Here is a 15108-nt window from a genome sequence, read left to right as displayed (position 1 = left end):
GCCGCGGGGAAGTTCCAGCGGAGCTTCTTCACGACGTCCGGAAGCCGCGGAATCGGCTCTCCCGCAAGCACCGGCCCCCTCTCCCCTGCCCTCTCCCCGCAGGGGAGAGGGTATTACGGTGCTCTCTGGCGCTGAGGTGCGGCAATTACGGCCTCATCGAGCCGCGTCGACTCTCGACTCTCGACTCTCGACTCTCGACTCTCGCCTCTCGCCCCTCGCCCCTCGCCCCTCGCCCCTCGCCCCTCGCCCCTCGCCCCTCGCCCCTCCGCTCACCCCCGCTTGAGCAATTCGCGCAAGTCGATGATCGCGGCGTTCGCGCGCGAGACGTAGTTGGCCATCACCAGCGAATGGTTGGCGAAGAAGCCGAACGGCGAGCCGTTCAGCACCATCGGGCTGTTCAATGGCCGCTGGGCTTCCTCCAGCTCGCGGATCACCTGCTGCAGGCTCACGTCGGCGTGCTTGCTGCGCAGGATGGGGCCGAAGTCGTGCTGCATGGCCTTGAGCTGCTCCAGCAATGCCCAGGTGTAGCCGCGCGCCTCGTAGAAGTTGTCGTCGATCTTTGTCCAGGGCGTCTTCACCAGTTGGCTGCGGGCGGTCGCCGCCATGGCGGCGGTGCCGGCACGGGCCGGCTGGTCGGCGCCGGGATCGCCGATGCGCAGCTGGCCCACGCTGGCCGACAGCCGCTGCGACAACGAGCCCAGCCGCGACGACGCCAGTTGCAGGTAATCGGCCAGGTTGTCGGCGCGGGCGTAGAAATGCGCCGACGCGCCCTCGTCATCGCCCAGGCGCGACAGATAGCCGTTTAGATGGCCAATCGCCTTGCGGTACTGGCTCTCGGAACTGGGCAGCAGCCAGCGGTCGTTGGGGCTGTTGAGCAGCGGGTCGGCCTCGGCCAGGTCCTTGTCTTCGGTGGATTGCGCCTGCGAGCGGCTGAAGTCGTTGCGCAGGGCGCGCACCAGGTCGCGCGAGGCGGTGAGCGAGCCGAATTCCCAGTTCGGCACGTTGTCCATCCACGCGCCCGGCGGCAGCTTGTCGTTGCTGAGGTAGCCGCCGCGCTTGTCCAGCAGCGTGCGCACCGAGGCGATCAGGGTGGCCGTGGTGGTGGCGCCCACGCTGGTGGGCCGCTTCAGGTCCTGCAACTGCGTGCGCGCCTCGGCGGGTGGATCGAACAGCGGCGGCTCGGCATCCCACCACCACATCAGCGCCAGCACCAGTAGCAATACCAGCGCAACGGCGGCGGCGATACCGCGCAGCAGGCCGCGGCGCGGCGGATTCGTTGTATCCGGAGTGGGCATCGGGATTCCTGTGGCTGGCGGGGATGCGGCAAGCTTACAACGCCGCTCAGCGCTCCCACGGCGGATGATCGCCGAACCGTCCGGCCAGGAAATCGATGAAGGCACGTACCCGCGGCGGCACCAGCCGTCGCTGCGGCATCACCGCGTAGATGCCGGTGGCGTGTAGGGGATAGTCCGGCAGCAGCAGCTGCAACTGGCCACTGCGCAGCTGCTCGTGCACATGCCACAGCGAATGCATCGCGATGCCGAGCCCGGCCACCACCGCGTCGCGCAGCAGCGCCCCCTGGTTGCTCTCGAAACGGCCCCGCACCCGTTGCGCGAGGTCGCGCCCCTTGCGATCGGTGAAGTGCCACACATCCTGCCGACCCTGGCGGCCGACCAGCAGCAGGCAGTCGTGCCTGGCCAGCTCCGCCGGCGTACGCGGCCGTCCGTGCTTGCGCAGGTACGCCGGCGATGCGCACAGCACGCGCCGGTTGATCGCCAGCCGGCGCGCCACCAGCGAGGAATCGCCCATGTCGCCGATGCGGATGCCGAGATCGAAGCCCGCGCCGACCAGATCCACGATCTGGTCATCGAGATTCACGCTCAGCTTCACCCGCGGATGGCGCTCGAGAAATTCCGGCAGCAGCGGCGAGATGTACTGGCCGCCGAAGGCCGCCGACATGGTGACCCGCAGCACGCCGCTGACGTCGGTGGCGCCCTGGCGCAGGCCATCGGTGAGCGACTCCAGATCCTCCACCAGCGCGCGGCCCTGTTCGGCCAGCAGCAGGCCCTCGGGCGTGGCGTGCAACTGGCGCGTGGTCCGGTGCAGCAGGCGCACGCCCAGTTCGCGCTCCAGCCGCTTCAGGCGCTGGCTGGCCACCGCCACCGAAAGATCGAGGCTGCGCGCGGCGGCGCTGATCGACCCCAGGTCGAGCACGCGCAGGAACAGGCCGAGGTCGCCGATGCGGTCCATGACAATCAATGATTTGTTGAAAATGATTAGCCATCTTGATGGTTCCGGAATAAAACGCAACTGCCTAAGCTGCCGCATCGTTTCTTCGGGATTGCCACCATGCGCGCCCTTTCCACCCGACCACGCACGCCGCTGGCGCTGTACGCGCTGACCGCTCGGGCGTTCGGCATCGGCACCACCGAGTTCGTGATCATGGGCCTGCTGCTGCAGGTATCCGCCGACCTGCACGTGAGCATCGCCACGGCCGGCCTGCTGATCTCGGGTTATGCGCTGGGCGTGTTCGTGGGTGCGCCGCTGCTCACGGCGGCCACCAGCCGGTTGCCGCACAAGACCGCACTGATCGCCTTGATGATCATCTTCACCCTCGGCAACCTGGCCAGCGCATTGGCACCGAGCTACGCGGCACTGATGATCGCGCGGGTGATGACCTCGCTGGCACACGGCACGTTCTTCGGCGTGGGTGCGGTGGTGGCGACCGGGTTGGTGACGGAGGATCGCAAGGCGTCGGCGATCTCGATCATGTTCACCGGCTTGACCGTGGCCACCCTGCTCGGCGTGCCGGCCGGTGCGTGGCTGGGCCTGCACTTCGGTTGGCGCAGCACGTTCTGGGCGGTCAGCGCGATCGGCGTGCTGGCCACGGCCATCATCGCCACCCTGGTGCCCGCCGACCGCGGCGAGCACGCGCCGATGAAGTTCATCGAGGAATTGAAGGGCATCGCGCATCCGCAAGTCCTGCTCGGCCTGCTGATCACCGTGCTGGGTTTTGCCGGGGTGTTTGCGATGTTCACCTACATCCAGCCCATCCTCACCCGCGTCACCGGCTTCGCCGACAGTGCGGTGTCGCCGATCCTGCTGGTGCTCGGCGGCGGCATGGTGCTGGGCAACCTTCTCGGCGGCCGGCTGGCGGACAAGCATCTGGTGATGACGCTGCTCGGCTCGCTGGTCGCGCTGGCGATCGTGCTGGGCGCGATGACGTTCGCACTGCACAGCAAGCCGGCGATGATCGCGTTCAGTGCGTTGTTCGGCATCGTGGGGTTCGCCACCGTGGCACCGCTGCAGTTGCGCGTGCTGCAGAAAGCCACCGGCGGCCAGGTGCTGGCGTCCAGCTTCAACATCGCCGCGTTCAATCTCGGCAATGCGATCGGCGCCGGGCTGGGCGGCGTGGTGATCAGCCATGGGCCGGGCCTGGACGCGGTGACCTGGGCCGCCGCGTTGCTGCCGTTGCTCGGTCTGGCCGTGGCGCTGTACAGCGTGCGGCTGGACCGTCCGCGCCGCGAACCGGACATCGCCGGTAGCGCATGCGCCGTCACGCCACGTTATTCCGATTAGCTTTACTGGAACGCTACCGCATCACTGATCGCCTCACCTTCAAGGAGACCCGCATGAAAGCCGTTGCCCTCACCCGCTACCTGCCCATCAACGACCCTGCCTCCCTCGTCGACGTGGAGTTGCCCATGCCCGAACCGGGCGCATACGACCTGCTCGTGCGGGTGGAGGCGGTGTCGGTGAATCCGGTCGATACCAAGGTGCGCTCGCCCAAGCCGCAGGTGGAAACGCAACCGAAGATTCTGGGCTACGACGCGGCCGGCGTGGTCGAGTCGGTCGGCGCCCGCGTGGAAGGGTTCCGCCCCGGCGACCGCGTCTACTACGCCGGCGACATCACCCGCGCCGGCAGCAATGCGCAATACCAGGCGGTGGACGCACGACTGGTCGGGCACGCCCCGAAATCGATCGATCTGGCGGACGCGGCAGCGCTGCCACTGACCACGCTCACCGCATGGGAATTGCTGTTCCAGCGCATGCCGTTCGACAGCGAGCACGGCGGCGAGGGCAAGACCTTGCTGATCATCGGAGGGGCCGGCGGCGTGGGTTCGATCGCGATCCAGCTGGCGCGGCGTGCGGGCTTCACGGTGATCGCCACCGCATCGCGCGACGAAACGGTGGCGTGGTGCCAATCAATGGGCGCGCAACACGTGGTCAACCATCGTGAGCCGCTGGCGCCGCAGTTGAAGGCGCTGGGGATGAGCCAGGTCGACGCGGTGTTGAACCTTGCCGATACCGATCGCTACTGGGAAACCGTGGGCGAGCTCATCGCCCCGCTGGGCCATGTCGGCCTGATCGTGGAGCCCGCAGGCGCGCTACGGATCGGCGACCCATACAAGGCCAAGGCCATCGGCATCCACTGGGAAATGATGTTCAGCCGGCCACGCTTCAAAACGGCCGACCAGGCCGAACAGGGCCGCATCCTCGATCGTGTCGCCGAACTGATCGACGCCGGCGAACTGCGTGGCACGCGTACCGATACGCTCACGCCCATCCATGCGGCAAACCTGCGTGAAGCGCATCGCCTGCTCGAATCGGGCACGACAATCGGCAAGCTGGTTGTGGCCAGCTGGTGACCCCTGACGAGGGTGGCCACGCCACCCTCGGAAGCTCAGCCGGCGACGGCGGAGGAGCCGGACGACGGCTTGGCCGGCTCGCCCTTCTTGCCGAAATCCTCCATCAGCGTCTTCATGTCCTCGGCGTGCTCCTCCTCCACCGCCAGGATGCCTTCCAGCATGCGCTTGGTGGTGGTGTCCCGATCGCCCACGAAGTTGATGATTTCGCGGTAGCTGTCGATCGCGATGCGCTCGGCGACGAGGTTTTCCTCGATCATGGCGGCGAGATCGTCGGGCACCACGAACTCGGCGTGGCTGCGGGCGGACAGGCCATCGGGTTCGAAATTGGGCGTGCCGTCGAGCTGGGTGATGCGCTCGGCAATCTGGTCGGCATGGCCCTGCTCCTCGTTGGCATGCTCGAGAAACTCGGCCGCCACGCTCTTGGCATTGATGCCCGACGCCAGGTAGTAGTGCGCCTTGTAGCGCAGCACGCAGACCAGCTCGGTCGCCAGCGCCTCGTTCAGCAGCTTCAGCACGGTGTCGCGATCGAGCGTGTAGCTGTCGGTGACCGCGCCCTGCTGCATGTGCTCGCGCGCGCGCCTGCGGATGGTCTGGATATCGGAAAGGAACGGTTGGTTGTTGGCGGCCATGCAGGTTTCCTCAAGCTTGGGTCGGATCACGTATCCGGCGAGCTTACGCCGCGCCCCTGTGGTGACCGCGTAAACGCGGACGGCCAGTAGCGATGCGCGCCCCGACCAGCAAGGCGCGCGGCGATGGAGCAAACGGCAGGGATGTCCGCGCTCAGCGCGGGGCGTAGGCGCGCAGGAAGGTATTGACGCCGGTGCGCGCCATCTCCGCGATTTCCGCGGCGGCGGTCTCCGGGCATTCGTCGCAGCCGAACAGCCGGCGCAACAGCATGTCGCCCTTGATCAGCGAGAAGAACTGCACGCTGGCCGTCTTCACCACGGGAATGTCCAGCGCGCCGTGGTCGACCGCCTGCTGCAGCAGGTTCTCCATCAGCCGGTGCATGCGCGCCGGGCCCTCTTCCCACAGCAGCTTGCCGTAGCGCGGATTGCCCTGGCGGCAATCGCTGAGGATCGCCCGGAACGTGCCCACGTGCTCGGCCTGGCAATCGATGTGCATGTGCGCCTGCGCGATGGCGTGCAGGGTCTGCTCGATGCCCACGTCGGGATCGAACCGGTAGATGTCCTCGGGCAGCAGATCCTCGATGCGCGAACGGATCACTTCGCGGAAGAGGTTGTCCTTGTCGCCGAAATGGCTGTACACGGTCAGCTTGGAAACCTTCGCCTCGGCGGCGATGGCATCCATGCTGGTACCGGCAAACGCATTGCGTATGAACAAGGCCTTGGCTGCGGCCAGGATCGCCGCACGTTTTTCCATGTCCTTGGGGCGGCCCGGTCCCTGTGGCTTTGTTTGCGCGCCGCTGGTCATGCCCGCACCTTCACAAATGAGAGTCTGGCCTTTATTATACGCGACGGTACAATTATTTTCCAGAAACGCCATTCTTCTGCGCCTGTCACCGGCGCTCAATGACGTGCGTCAACCCTTCGCGATGACTTCCGGCACTACGTGGCGGCGGGCCGGGCCGTCACGCTGTGATTGTCGGAATGTGGCCAGACGCTTATTCTTCTTCACCTTTTCCGATTGACGGGACATCCGCTGAAATGGCAATGAATTTCGAGCAGGCGCGGCTGAACATGGTCGAAAACCAGGTGCGGCCCTGGGAAGTGCTGGACGGTCGCGTGCTGGACGTGATCGGCCGCGTGCGGCGCGAGGATTTCGTTGCCGCCGAACACCGCCGACTGGCGTTCGCCGACCTGTGCCTGCCCATCGGCCATGGCGAGGTGATGATGAAGCCCGTGGTCGAAGGCCGCGTGCTGCAGGCGCTGGAGTTGCTGCCCGCCGATCGCGTGCTGGAGATCGGCACCGGCTCGGGCTTCCTCACCGCCTGCCTGGCGGGGCTCTCCGGGCACGTCACCAGCGTGGACATCCACGCCGATTTCACCGCCGCGGCGGCGCAGCGGCTGCAGGCGGCCAAGGTCACCAACGTCAAGCTGGCGACGGGCGAAGCCGTCAACGACTGGCAGCCTGGCGAGGTCTTCGACGCGCTGGTCGTTACCGGCGCGGTGGCCACCCTGCCGCCACGCTGGCTGGGCTGGCTCAAGCCCAACGGCCGCGCGGTGGTCGTGCGCGGCAAGTCGCCGGTGCAGCACGCCACCTTGTTGACGCTCGAGGGCGAAGGGCGTTTCCGCGAGGAGATCCTGTTCGAAACCGACCTGCCCTACCTGAAGCACGCCGAGCCGCTGCAACCCTTCGTTCTCTGACTTCTCCGCCCCCGACTTCCCCACGAGGCAACCCATGCGTTTGAAGCTGCTCACACTGGCCTTGGCGATGGCCGCCGTTTCACTGCCCAGCCATGGCGAGGACCTGCTGGACGCGTACCGTGAAGCCCGCGCCAACGATCCGGTGCTGATGCAGGCGGACGCCACGCGATTGGCCATCGGCGAAAACGTGGACCAGGCGCGCGCGCTGCTGCTGCCGCAGGTTTCCGCCGGGTTGACGCTGCAGCAGACCAACGGTGGCAACCACGAGGTGATCCAGGACCCGACGAATCCCAACCGCACGATCGACACCAGCCAGTTCGGCCACACCCGCACGCGCAACATGAGTGCGCAGCTCAGCCAGACGATCCTGGATTTCAGCGAGTACGCCAACCTCAAGGCCGCGCACTCCGCCGCCCAGGCGCAGGACGAGCTCTACCAGTCCGCCTTGCAGCAGTTGTACGTGCGCGTCACCCAGGCCTACTTCAACGTGCTCACCGGCGAGGATCAGCTGGCTTACGCCAAGGCCAACGAGGACGCCTACCGCCAGCAGTACGAGCAGTCCAACCAGCGCTACAAGGTCGGCCTTTCGGCGGTCACCGACGTGTACCAGGCCAAGTCCTACTACGAGGCGGCCAAGGCCAACACGATCGCCACGGAAAACGCGCTCAACGATGCCCGCGAGGCGCTGACCGAGATCACCGGCAAGCCCACCGGCGAGCTGAAGAAGCTGCGCGAAGACCTGCCGATGCAGCCGCCTGCCCCGAACGATCCCGACGCATGGGTGAAGCAGGCGCTGGAGACCAACCCCGACCTGCTGGCCCAGCGCAGCAACGTGGAGACCACCGAGCACAACATCAGCGCGGCGCGCGCCGGCCACCTGCCCACCATCACCGCCAACGTCAGCTACGGCAAGAACGCCAGCTGGTACCAGAACATCGGCAGCGGCCGCCAGGACAATCGCGGCGCCACCACCATCGGGCTGACCCTGAACGTGCCGATCTTCTCCGGCGGCGCCACCCAGTCGCGGGTGCGCCAGTCGATCTACCAGCGCGACTCGGCCCAGGACGCGCTCGAGTCGCAGCGCCGGCAGGTGATCCGCACCACGCTCAACAACTACCGCTCGGTGATCGCCGGCATTTCGCAGGTCGAGTCGACCCGCGCGGCGGTGGACTCCGGCAAGAAGGCGCTGGAGGCGACCCGCGCAGGCTTCGACGTGGGCACGCAGACGATGACCAACGTGCTGATCCAGATCCAGAACCTCACCCAGGCCGAAAGCGAGTACTCGCAGGCGCGCCACCAGTTCGTGCTGAACAAGCTGTTGCTGAAGCAGTCCTCGGGCACGGCGGACATCAAGGACATGGAAGCGATCAACGCCTTGCTGCAGTAAACCGTCGTCACATGAACAAAAAAACGGCCGGGCATGCCCGGCCGTTTTTTTGTGCGCCAGCGGCGGCCCGATTCATTCCTGCAGCAGGGCATCCACCATCTGCATGACGCGGCGCACGGCGCCACGCTCGCGGTCGAACACCTGGTGCGCCACGCGCCCCATCCGGGCGCGCTTGTCGTCATCGAGCAGCAACCGCAGCACGTCGGCGCCGAGCTGGTCGCTGGCGCCGACGCATTCGGCACCGCCCTCGCGAATCAGCGTGCGCGTGATCTCGGCGAAATTGAACGTGTGCGGCCCGACCAGCACCGGCCTCGCCAGCGCCGCCGGCTCCAGCACGTTGTGGCCGCCGATGGGTACCAGGCTGCCGCCCACGAAGGCCAGGTCGGCCGCCGCGTAGAACGGCATCAGCAGGCCCATCGCGTCGATCAGGAACACCTGGTGCGACGGCGCCGGCAGCCCTTCGGCACTGTGCGTGGCCAGCGAAAAGCCAAGCGTGCGCACCGCATGCTCCACCAGCTTGAACCGTTCGGGATGGCGCGGCGCGATCAGCAGCAACGCGTCGGGAAACCGCCCGAGCACCTGCAGGTGCGCTTCCAGTACCGCCAGTTCCTCGCCCTCGTGCGTGCTGGCGGCCATCCACACCGGCCGCTCGCGACCCCACTGCTGGCGCATGCTGGCGCCGGCGGCGGCGGCATCGGGCGGTATGCGCATGTCGAACTTCATGTTGCCGCTGACCACGATCTGCTGCGGCTCGGCGCCCAGCCAGCGGTAGCGCGCCGCATCGGCCACCGATTGCGCCGCGATCACCTGCACGCACTGCAGCGCCGAACGCACGGTGCCGCGCAGCGCGCGATAACCACGCAGCGAGCGATCGGAAAGACGCGCGTTGACGATCATCAACGGGATGCCGCGCTCATGGCAGGCGTGATACAGGTTCGGCCAGATCTCGGTTTCCACGATCAGGGCCAGCTGCGGACGAATGCGCTGCAGGAACCGGTTCACCGCGAACGGCAGGTCGTAGGGGAGATAGACGTGAAACACCGCGTCGCCGAACAGCTGGTGTACCCGCGCCATGCCGGTCGGGGTGACGGTGCTGATGACCAGCGGCGCGTTGGGGTAATCCTTGCGCAGCGCCTTGACCAGGGGCTCGGCCGCATTGACCTCGCCCACCGACACCGCATGCACCCACAGGCTGCCATTGAAGCCCGGCGCGTCGAAGAAACCGAAACGCTCCCGCCAACGCCGATGGTAAGGCGGCGACCGCACACCGCGCAGCAGCAGGCGCAGCACGATCAGCGGCATCACCAGGTACATCACGAAGGTGTAGAGATAACGCAAGCGCGGGCTCCCGGGGAGCGGAGAAGTATACGGGGAGCGGGGAATGGGGACGCTCACTGCTCCAATCTTCCCTTAGCCGTTCGGGCTGAACGTAGCGGCGTAGCGGCGAAGTCGAAGCCTCACCGTAACCCCTTCGACTTCGCCTCCGCGGCTACGCTCAGGGCGATCGGTGAAAGTGCGCGATGCTCCCAATCCCCCCTGCCATTCCCCGCCAACTACACTATCCGCAATGCCCGGTGCCTCCCGTCCCCCTTTCGCCCGCTCCCTGTTGTCGCCCCGTCACTGGCCGGCATGGCTGGGCGTGGGGCTGATCCGGCTGATCGCGCGGCTGCCCTATCCCGTGCTGCTGTGGCTGGGGCGGCGCCTGGGTGCGCTGGTGCAGTGGTTGCCGTCGCCGCGGCGGCACATCGTGCAGGTCAACATCGGGCTGTGCTTTCCCGAGCTGAGTGTCGCCGAACAGACCGCGTTGATCGACGCCAACCTGCGCGACGTGGGCCTGATGCTGGTGGAATTCGCGCTGGGCTGGATGGGCAGCGACCGCCAGATCGCGCGCATCCCGCTGCAGGTGGAAGGGCTGGAACATCTCGCCGCGGCGCGTGCGCAGGGCAAGGGCGTGCTGCTGGTGGGTGGTCACTTCTCGCACCTGGAGCTGTGTGCGCGGCTGGTGTCGCAGCGCATCCGCATCGCCGGCATGTACCGGCGCATGGATTCGGACGTGTTCGAGTGGAACGTGCTGCGTGCGCGGCTGGATTACGCCGATGCGATGTTCGAGAAGGAGGACATCCGCGGCACGGTGAAATACCTGCGCGGCGGCGGCACGCTGTGGTACGCGCCCGACCAGGACATGCGCAGCAAGGACAGCGTGTTCGTGCCGTTCTTCGGCGTGCCCGCAGCCACCATCACCGCCACCCATCACCTGGCGCGGATGTCCGGCGCGCTGGTGATCCCGTTCTTCCATAGGCGCCTGCCCGGCAGCGAGGGTTACGTGCTGCGGCTGGGCGCGCCGCTGCAGGATTTCCCCGGCCCCGACGTGCGCGAGGACACGGCCCGCATCAACCACTGCATCGAGCAGATGGTGCGCGAGGCGCCGGCGCAGTACCTGTGGGCGCACAAGCGCTTCAAGACGCGGCCGCCGGGCCAGCCAGCGGTCTACTGATCGCGTCGGCGGCGTCGCGCCTCGTACAGCTTGGCGTATTTCAGGAACGCGTAGAACGCATGGATGCGCGCGGCGATGAAGCCGGCCCAGCCTGAGCGCCAGTGCCCGCGCAAAAGATAGAAGCGCAGAAAGGCCACCATGGGATAGCCCACCATGCGCAGGCGCAACGCGCGCACCCGCCGCCGGGCGAGATCGTCCAGCTGCAGGCTGGAGTAGCGATCCGCCTTGGCCACGCGCCCGGCAATATCGCGCTCGCCATGGTGATCGATGGTGACGTCGAGCACGCCGACCGAGCCGTCGACACACACTTCCTCATGCACCGCGTGGCCACTCATGCGTGCGTGTTGCCGATCAAACAGGCGCACGTAATGGTTGTGCCGGGCGCGGCGCGACTGCCAGCGCCAGAACTGCCACTCGCGCCGCCACAGCTGGAACGCCACGTGCGTCGGCGCGCGCAGCGCCTGCTGCAGCGGCGCGGCGGCCGACGCGTCCAGCGACTCGTCCGAATCGAGCAGCAATATCCAGCGATGGCTGGCCAGATCGATCGCCGCCTGTTTCTGCGCGCTGTAGCCGGCAAACGGCTGCACATGGACGCGCGCGCCGTAATGCGCGGCGATCGCCAGCGTGGCATCGGTGGAGCCGGAATCCAGCACCACGATCTCGTCCGCCCATTGCACGCCGCGCAGGCAGGCGTCCAGCGTGGCGGCGCTGTTGAAGCTGGTCACCACCACCGACACCGGTTCGCGCGTCACCGTCATCGACGGCTCACCCCGTCGACATCCGCCACCACGTACAGCGCCGCGCACCAGAGCCCCAGCAACCAGGCAAACAGCAGGCCCCACCAGGCCGAATAGAAGGCCAGGCTGGTGTTGAGCGGAAACAGCATCACGCCCAGCGCCAGGGAGACGGGAAAGGCCCGCGAACGCGCCGCCGCACCCACGCGGCGCCACGCGCGCCACGCCAGCGCCACCGCCGCCAGCCACAGCAGCAGGCCCAGGGCGCCGGTTTCGGTGAGAATCTCCAGCACGATCTGGTGCGCATGGCAGGCGCCCAGGCCCGCACCGCAGGGTTCGGCCACCAGGAAATGGTCATCGGGCGGCGCGTAGTGCGGGTAGGCGTAGCGGAACGCGCGCACGCCCACGCCATTGACCGGATGGTGCGCGATCATGCGCGCGCTGGTGTCCCAGATATCCAGCCGCCCGCTTAGCGCGGCATCCAGCGAGCCATCCGTGCCCTGCCAGGCCAGCATGGTGCGATCCATCCGTGCCTGGAAGCGCGGCGAGGTTTTCCAGGCCAGCGCGCCAGCCAGCGCCAGCAGGCTCGCGCCCACCACGCAGAACAGCGCAAACCGCCGCAGCGACCGCGCCTCATGCCAGGCAAAGCCCAGCGCCACCAGCGCATAGCTCAACCACGCCGCACGCGAGCCGGCCAGCAACACCGGCCCCAGCACCAGCACGAAGGCGGCCAGCAACCCTGGCAGGCCCCAGCGTTGCCGCGCCGCCCACAGCGCGAACGGCGACAGCACCGCCAGGGTCGGGCCCAGCTTGAGATTGTCGGCGCCGAAAATGCCCGACACCCGTTCGGCCTCGGCATGCCCGCCCAGGCTCCAGCCGGTCAAGGCCTGCATCCAGGCGTCCAGCACCCACAGCGCCAGCACCAGCGCCACCGCGACAAACAGCGACTGCAGCTTGCTGTCCCGGCGCAGCGCGAAACAGGCGTACAGCGCCAGCGGAACGTAGCGCAGCAAGCCCGCCACCGTGCCCCAGCTCTTGCCCGGCGCGACGGAGTCGAACGCGGACAACAGCGCCGCGGTGGCGTACGCGCCCAGCAGCCACAGCACCAGCCGCGCGCCGGCGTGCTCGCGCAGTGCATGGTGCTGGCGGGCGAACAGGAACGCCACGCCGAGCAGGCACAGCAAGGTTCCCGCTTCCGCGCTGCGGCCGAACGGCAGCAGCGCGATTACCAGCCAGAACGGCAGCAATGGCGAGCGCAACGCGGCACCCAGCGTGGTTCCAGGGGAGGTCATGCGCAAACCCGGGCGGGAGGGAAAGCCGCATTGTAGGCGAGCGGCGCAGGGGTGTTTTCTACAAAACGGGTGGCGGTGTCAGCCGGCAATCTCGTGGTACAGCGCCAGCGTGGCCTGCTGCATGTCGCTCAGGCGGTAGCTTTGCAGCGGGGCGATCGACGGCGCCACCCGCAGCAGTTCGGCCGCGCGTTCGGCCAGGCGCTCGCGGTCGCCCGGCGGCACGCGCCCGGCCGGGTACAGCTCGGCCAGCAGTTCGCCCACGCCACCGTGCGCATAACCCAGCACCGGCCGGCACATCGACAAGGCCTCGACTACGGTGCGGCCGAACGATTCGGGCTGGTTCGACAGCTGCAGGATCAGGGTGGACACCGCGTAGATGTCGCGCACGTCGTCGCGCTGCGGGGTCAGCACCACCTGGGCGCCCACGCCGCGGGCGCGGATAAGGTCGTTCAGCTCGTCCACGTAGGCTTCGCGGCCGGGTTCGATCACGCCCAGCAGCAGCAGCCGGGTATCGATGCCGCGGCCCTTCAGGTCGGCCACCAGTTCGATCGCGTCGCGGTGCCCCTTCAGGCGGGTGCCGCGCGCGGGCAGCGTCAGCAGCGGCGCCCCCATCAACGAGGGGTACTCGGAGAAGAACGCGGTCTTCCAGCCATCGTCGGCGCGATGGCCGTAGGGAAACGCCGCCGGGTCGATGCCGCGCGGGATCACCCGCACCCGGCCCGGCTCCAGCCAGCGGTAGTGGCTGAGCACGTAGTCGCGCAGCGTCTGCGAGACCGCCACCACGCGCTCGCCGCGCAGCAGGATGGCGCTGTAGCGCGAGGGCGAATTGAGCCCGTGCACGGTGGTGATGAAATGCGGCCGCGGTGCCAGCCCTTTCATCGCCCACCAGCCCAGCCACGCGGGCAGTCGCGAGCGGGCATGCACGATGTCGGGGCGAAGCTGGCGCAACACGCGGCGCAGGGCGCCCAGCCGGGCCAGGGTGGCCAGCGACTTGCGACCGATATCCAGGGTGATGTGTTCGCCGCCGTCGGCCAGCAGCTGCGGCACCAGCCGGCCGCCCGCGGAGATCACCACCGAGCGGTGGCCGGCCTGCACCAGCGCACGGCTGATCTCCAGCGCGGACCGCTCCGCGCCGCCCGCGTGCAGGGCGGGAATCAGCTGGACGACGGTCAGCTTGGCAGGCGCGGCGACGTGGCTGGACATGGGCTCAGGTTTCGGGGCGATCATCGCGGGTGACAAGCAGAAACCATGCCGCCGGCCGCATCACGCCGCGCCCGTCGTCAGTCGCGCAGCACGTAACGGGCCGCGCAGTAGCTGCAGGTTGACTCGCCGCCGTCATCGACGATCGGCAGGTACACCTTGGGATGCGAATTCCACAGCGCCATGCCGGGCATCGGACAGGACAGCGGCAGGTCAGCGCGCGTCACTTCGTAACGATTTTCGGCATTTGCCGGTATCAGCGGAACGGCCGCGGAAAGGGGGCGCGACATGGACGGAACTCCAGACAGACCATCAGGCCGCAAATGGTAGCAGGCGCGGCCAACTGCAGACTGACCGGCAGCCTTTTTTTTGGCCGGCCATACGACAAGGGGCGGCCGAAGCCGCCCCTGCCTGCCACGGACTGCCGTGGGGTCATTTCGCCTTGGGCACCGAGCCTTCGGTGGTGATGCGGATGGTGATTTCGTCGCTGACGCTGGGTACATAGGCGCCCACGCCGAAATCGGAGCGCTTCAGGCTGGCGGTGGCGTCGAAACCGATCGACTGCGCCTTGCTCATCGGGTGCGGGCCGACCTTGTTCAAGGTGGCGTCCAGCACGATCGGGCGGGTCACCCCGTGCACGGTGAGGTCGCCGGTGACCTTGAACTTGTTGCCGCCCAGCGGCTGCACGGCGGTGCTCTTGAAGGTCACCGTCGGGTATTTCGCGGCGTCGAAGAAATCCGGCTTCTTCAGGTGTTCGTCCAACGCCGGCACATGCGTGTCGAGGCGATCCAGCGGCAAGGTCACCTCCACGCTCGACTGCGCCGGGTGCTGCTCGTCGAACACCAGCGTGCCCTCGCCCAGCCCCAGGTCGGCGGTGGGGTTGGAGTAGCCGAAATGGTTCCAGCTGAACAGCACCATCGTGTGGCCGGGATCGAGCTTGTAGGTCACCGGGGCGGCTTGCGCCGATACGGCGGCGCCGAGCAGGCCGGCTGCGACGAGATAACGAAATGCGCGCATGGTGAATCTCC

At 67.7% G+C, this 15108-nt stretch carries 15 protein-coding genes; 5 read left to right on the top strand and 10 right to left on the bottom strand.

Going from position 1 to position 15108, the window contains the following annotated elements; genetic code table 11:
* Positions 1-269: 269 nt before the first annotated feature.
* Both ABD017_RS08440 and ABD017_RS08435 read right to left on the bottom strand, forming a co-directional pair.
* Positions 270-1295: a DUF2333 family protein gene (locus ABD017_RS08440; protein ID WP_343882069.1), complete on the bottom strand. Its 1026-nt coding sequence runs from the start codon at positions 1293-1295 to the stop codon at positions 270-272.
* Between the two features lie 46 nt (positions 1296-1341).
* Positions 1342-2250 carry a LysR family transcriptional regulator gene (locus ABD017_RS08435; protein WP_343882067.1) on the bottom strand — a complete coding sequence of 303 codons (909 nt, stop codon included), beginning with the start codon at positions 2248-2250 and terminating at the stop codon, positions 1342-1344.
* A 99-nt stretch (positions 2251-2349) separates the two neighbouring features.
* Between ABD017_RS08435 and ABD017_RS08430 the strand changes: the two genes are divergently transcribed.
* Both ABD017_RS08430 and ABD017_RS08425 read left to right on the top strand, forming a co-directional pair.
* Positions 2350-3579 (top strand): MFS transporter, encoded by a 1230-nt coding sequence (locus ABD017_RS08430; RefSeq protein ID WP_343882066.1) that lies wholly within the window; start codon positions 2350-2352, stop codon positions 3577-3579.
* Between the two features lie 53 nt (positions 3580-3632).
* The gene (locus tag ABD017_RS08425; RefSeq protein WP_343882064.1) at positions 3633-4649 is read left to right on the top strand and encodes a zinc-binding alcohol dehydrogenase family protein; all 1017 of its coding nucleotides are present in this window, start codon (positions 3633-3635) and stop codon (positions 4647-4649) included.
* Positions 4650-4684: 35 nt separating this feature from the next.
* Here ABD017_RS08425 and ABD017_RS08420 read toward each other — a convergent pair whose 3' ends face one another.
* Together ABD017_RS08420 and ABD017_RS08415 are read right to left on the bottom strand one after the other, a co-directional pair.
* Positions 4685-5278: a ferritin-like domain-containing protein gene (locus ABD017_RS08420; protein WP_343882063.1), complete on the bottom strand. Its 594-nt coding sequence runs from the start codon at positions 5276-5278 to the stop codon at positions 4685-4687.
* A 151-nt stretch (positions 5279-5429) separates the two neighbouring features.
* Positions 5430-6029, bottom strand: a complete 600-nt coding sequence (locus ABD017_RS08415; protein WP_343882061.1) for a TetR/AcrR family transcriptional regulator — start codon at positions 6027-6029, stop codon at positions 5430-5432.
* 284 nt (positions 6030-6313) lie between these two features.
* On the opposite strand from ABD017_RS08415, the gene ABD017_RS08410 reads away from it, so the two are divergent.
* A complete protein-coding gene (locus tag ABD017_RS08410; RefSeq protein ID WP_343882059.1) occupies positions 6314-6973 on the top strand; it encodes a protein-L-isoaspartate O-methyltransferase family protein in 660 nt (219 codons plus the stop codon).
* A gap of 34 nt (positions 6974-7007) precedes the next feature.
* The gene (locus ABD017_RS08405) at positions 7008-8360 is read left to right on the top strand and encodes a TolC family outer membrane protein (protein WP_343882057.1); all 1353 of its coding nucleotides are present in this window, start codon (positions 7008-7010) and stop codon (positions 8358-8360) included.
* 72 nt (positions 8361-8432) lie between these two features.
* Here ABD017_RS08405 and waaA read toward each other — a convergent pair whose 3' ends face one another.
* Positions 8433-9698 (bottom strand): lipid IV(A) 3-deoxy-D-manno-octulosonic acid transferase, encoded by a 1266-nt coding sequence (gene waaA / locus ABD017_RS08400; protein WP_343882055.1) that lies wholly within the window; start codon positions 9696-9698, stop codon positions 8433-8435.
* A 229-nt stretch (positions 9699-9927) separates the two neighbouring features.
* Here waaA and lpxL point away from each other — a divergent pair, with 229 nt between their 5' ends.
* Positions 9928-10854 carry an LpxL/LpxP family Kdo(2)-lipid IV(A) lauroyl/palmitoleoyl acyltransferase gene (lpxL, locus tag ABD017_RS08395; RefSeq protein WP_343882053.1) on the top strand — a complete coding sequence of 309 codons (927 nt, stop codon included), beginning with the start codon at positions 9928-9930 and terminating at the stop codon, positions 10852-10854.
* Here the strand turns inward: lpxL and ABD017_RS08390 are convergent.
* The 5 genes from ABD017_RS08390 to ABD017_RS08370 form a co-directional block, all read right to left on the bottom strand.
* Complete coding sequence (locus ABD017_RS08390) at positions 10848-11606, bottom strand: glycosyltransferase family 2 protein (protein WP_343882230.1); 759 nt, start codon at positions 11604-11606, stop codon at positions 10848-10850. The genes lpxL and ABD017_RS08390 overlap by 7 nt on opposite strands.
* A gap of 2 nt (positions 11607-11608) precedes the next feature.
* Positions 11609-12880: an O-antigen ligase family protein gene (locus ABD017_RS08385; protein WP_343882051.1), complete on the bottom strand. Its 1272-nt coding sequence runs from the start codon at positions 12878-12880 to the stop codon at positions 11609-11611.
* A 78-nt stretch (positions 12881-12958) separates the two neighbouring features.
* Positions 12959-14083: a glycosyltransferase gene (locus ABD017_RS08380; protein ID WP_343882049.1), complete on the bottom strand. Its 1125-nt coding sequence runs from the start codon at positions 14081-14083 to the stop codon at positions 12959-12961.
* 77 nt (positions 14084-14160) lie between these two features.
* Positions 14161-14370 carry a zinc-finger domain-containing protein gene (locus tag ABD017_RS08375; RefSeq protein ID WP_343882048.1) on the bottom strand — a complete coding sequence of 70 codons (210 nt, stop codon included), beginning with the start codon at positions 14368-14370 and terminating at the stop codon, positions 14161-14163.
* 142 nt (positions 14371-14512) lie between these two features.
* Positions 14513-15097, bottom strand: a complete 585-nt coding sequence (locus tag ABD017_RS08370; protein ID WP_343882046.1) for a YceI family protein — start codon at positions 15095-15097, stop codon at positions 14513-14515.
* Positions 15098-15108: the final 11 nt, after the last annotated feature.

It is taken from the genome of Rhodanobacter caeni (genome assembly GCF_039523575.1).
Taxonomy (GTDB): Bacteria; Pseudomonadota; Gammaproteobacteria; order Xanthomonadales; family Rhodanobacteraceae; genus Rhodanobacter; species Rhodanobacter caeni.
Note: the sequence above shows the minus strand (reverse complement) of the source record. Positions and strands in the feature narration are given on the sequence as shown.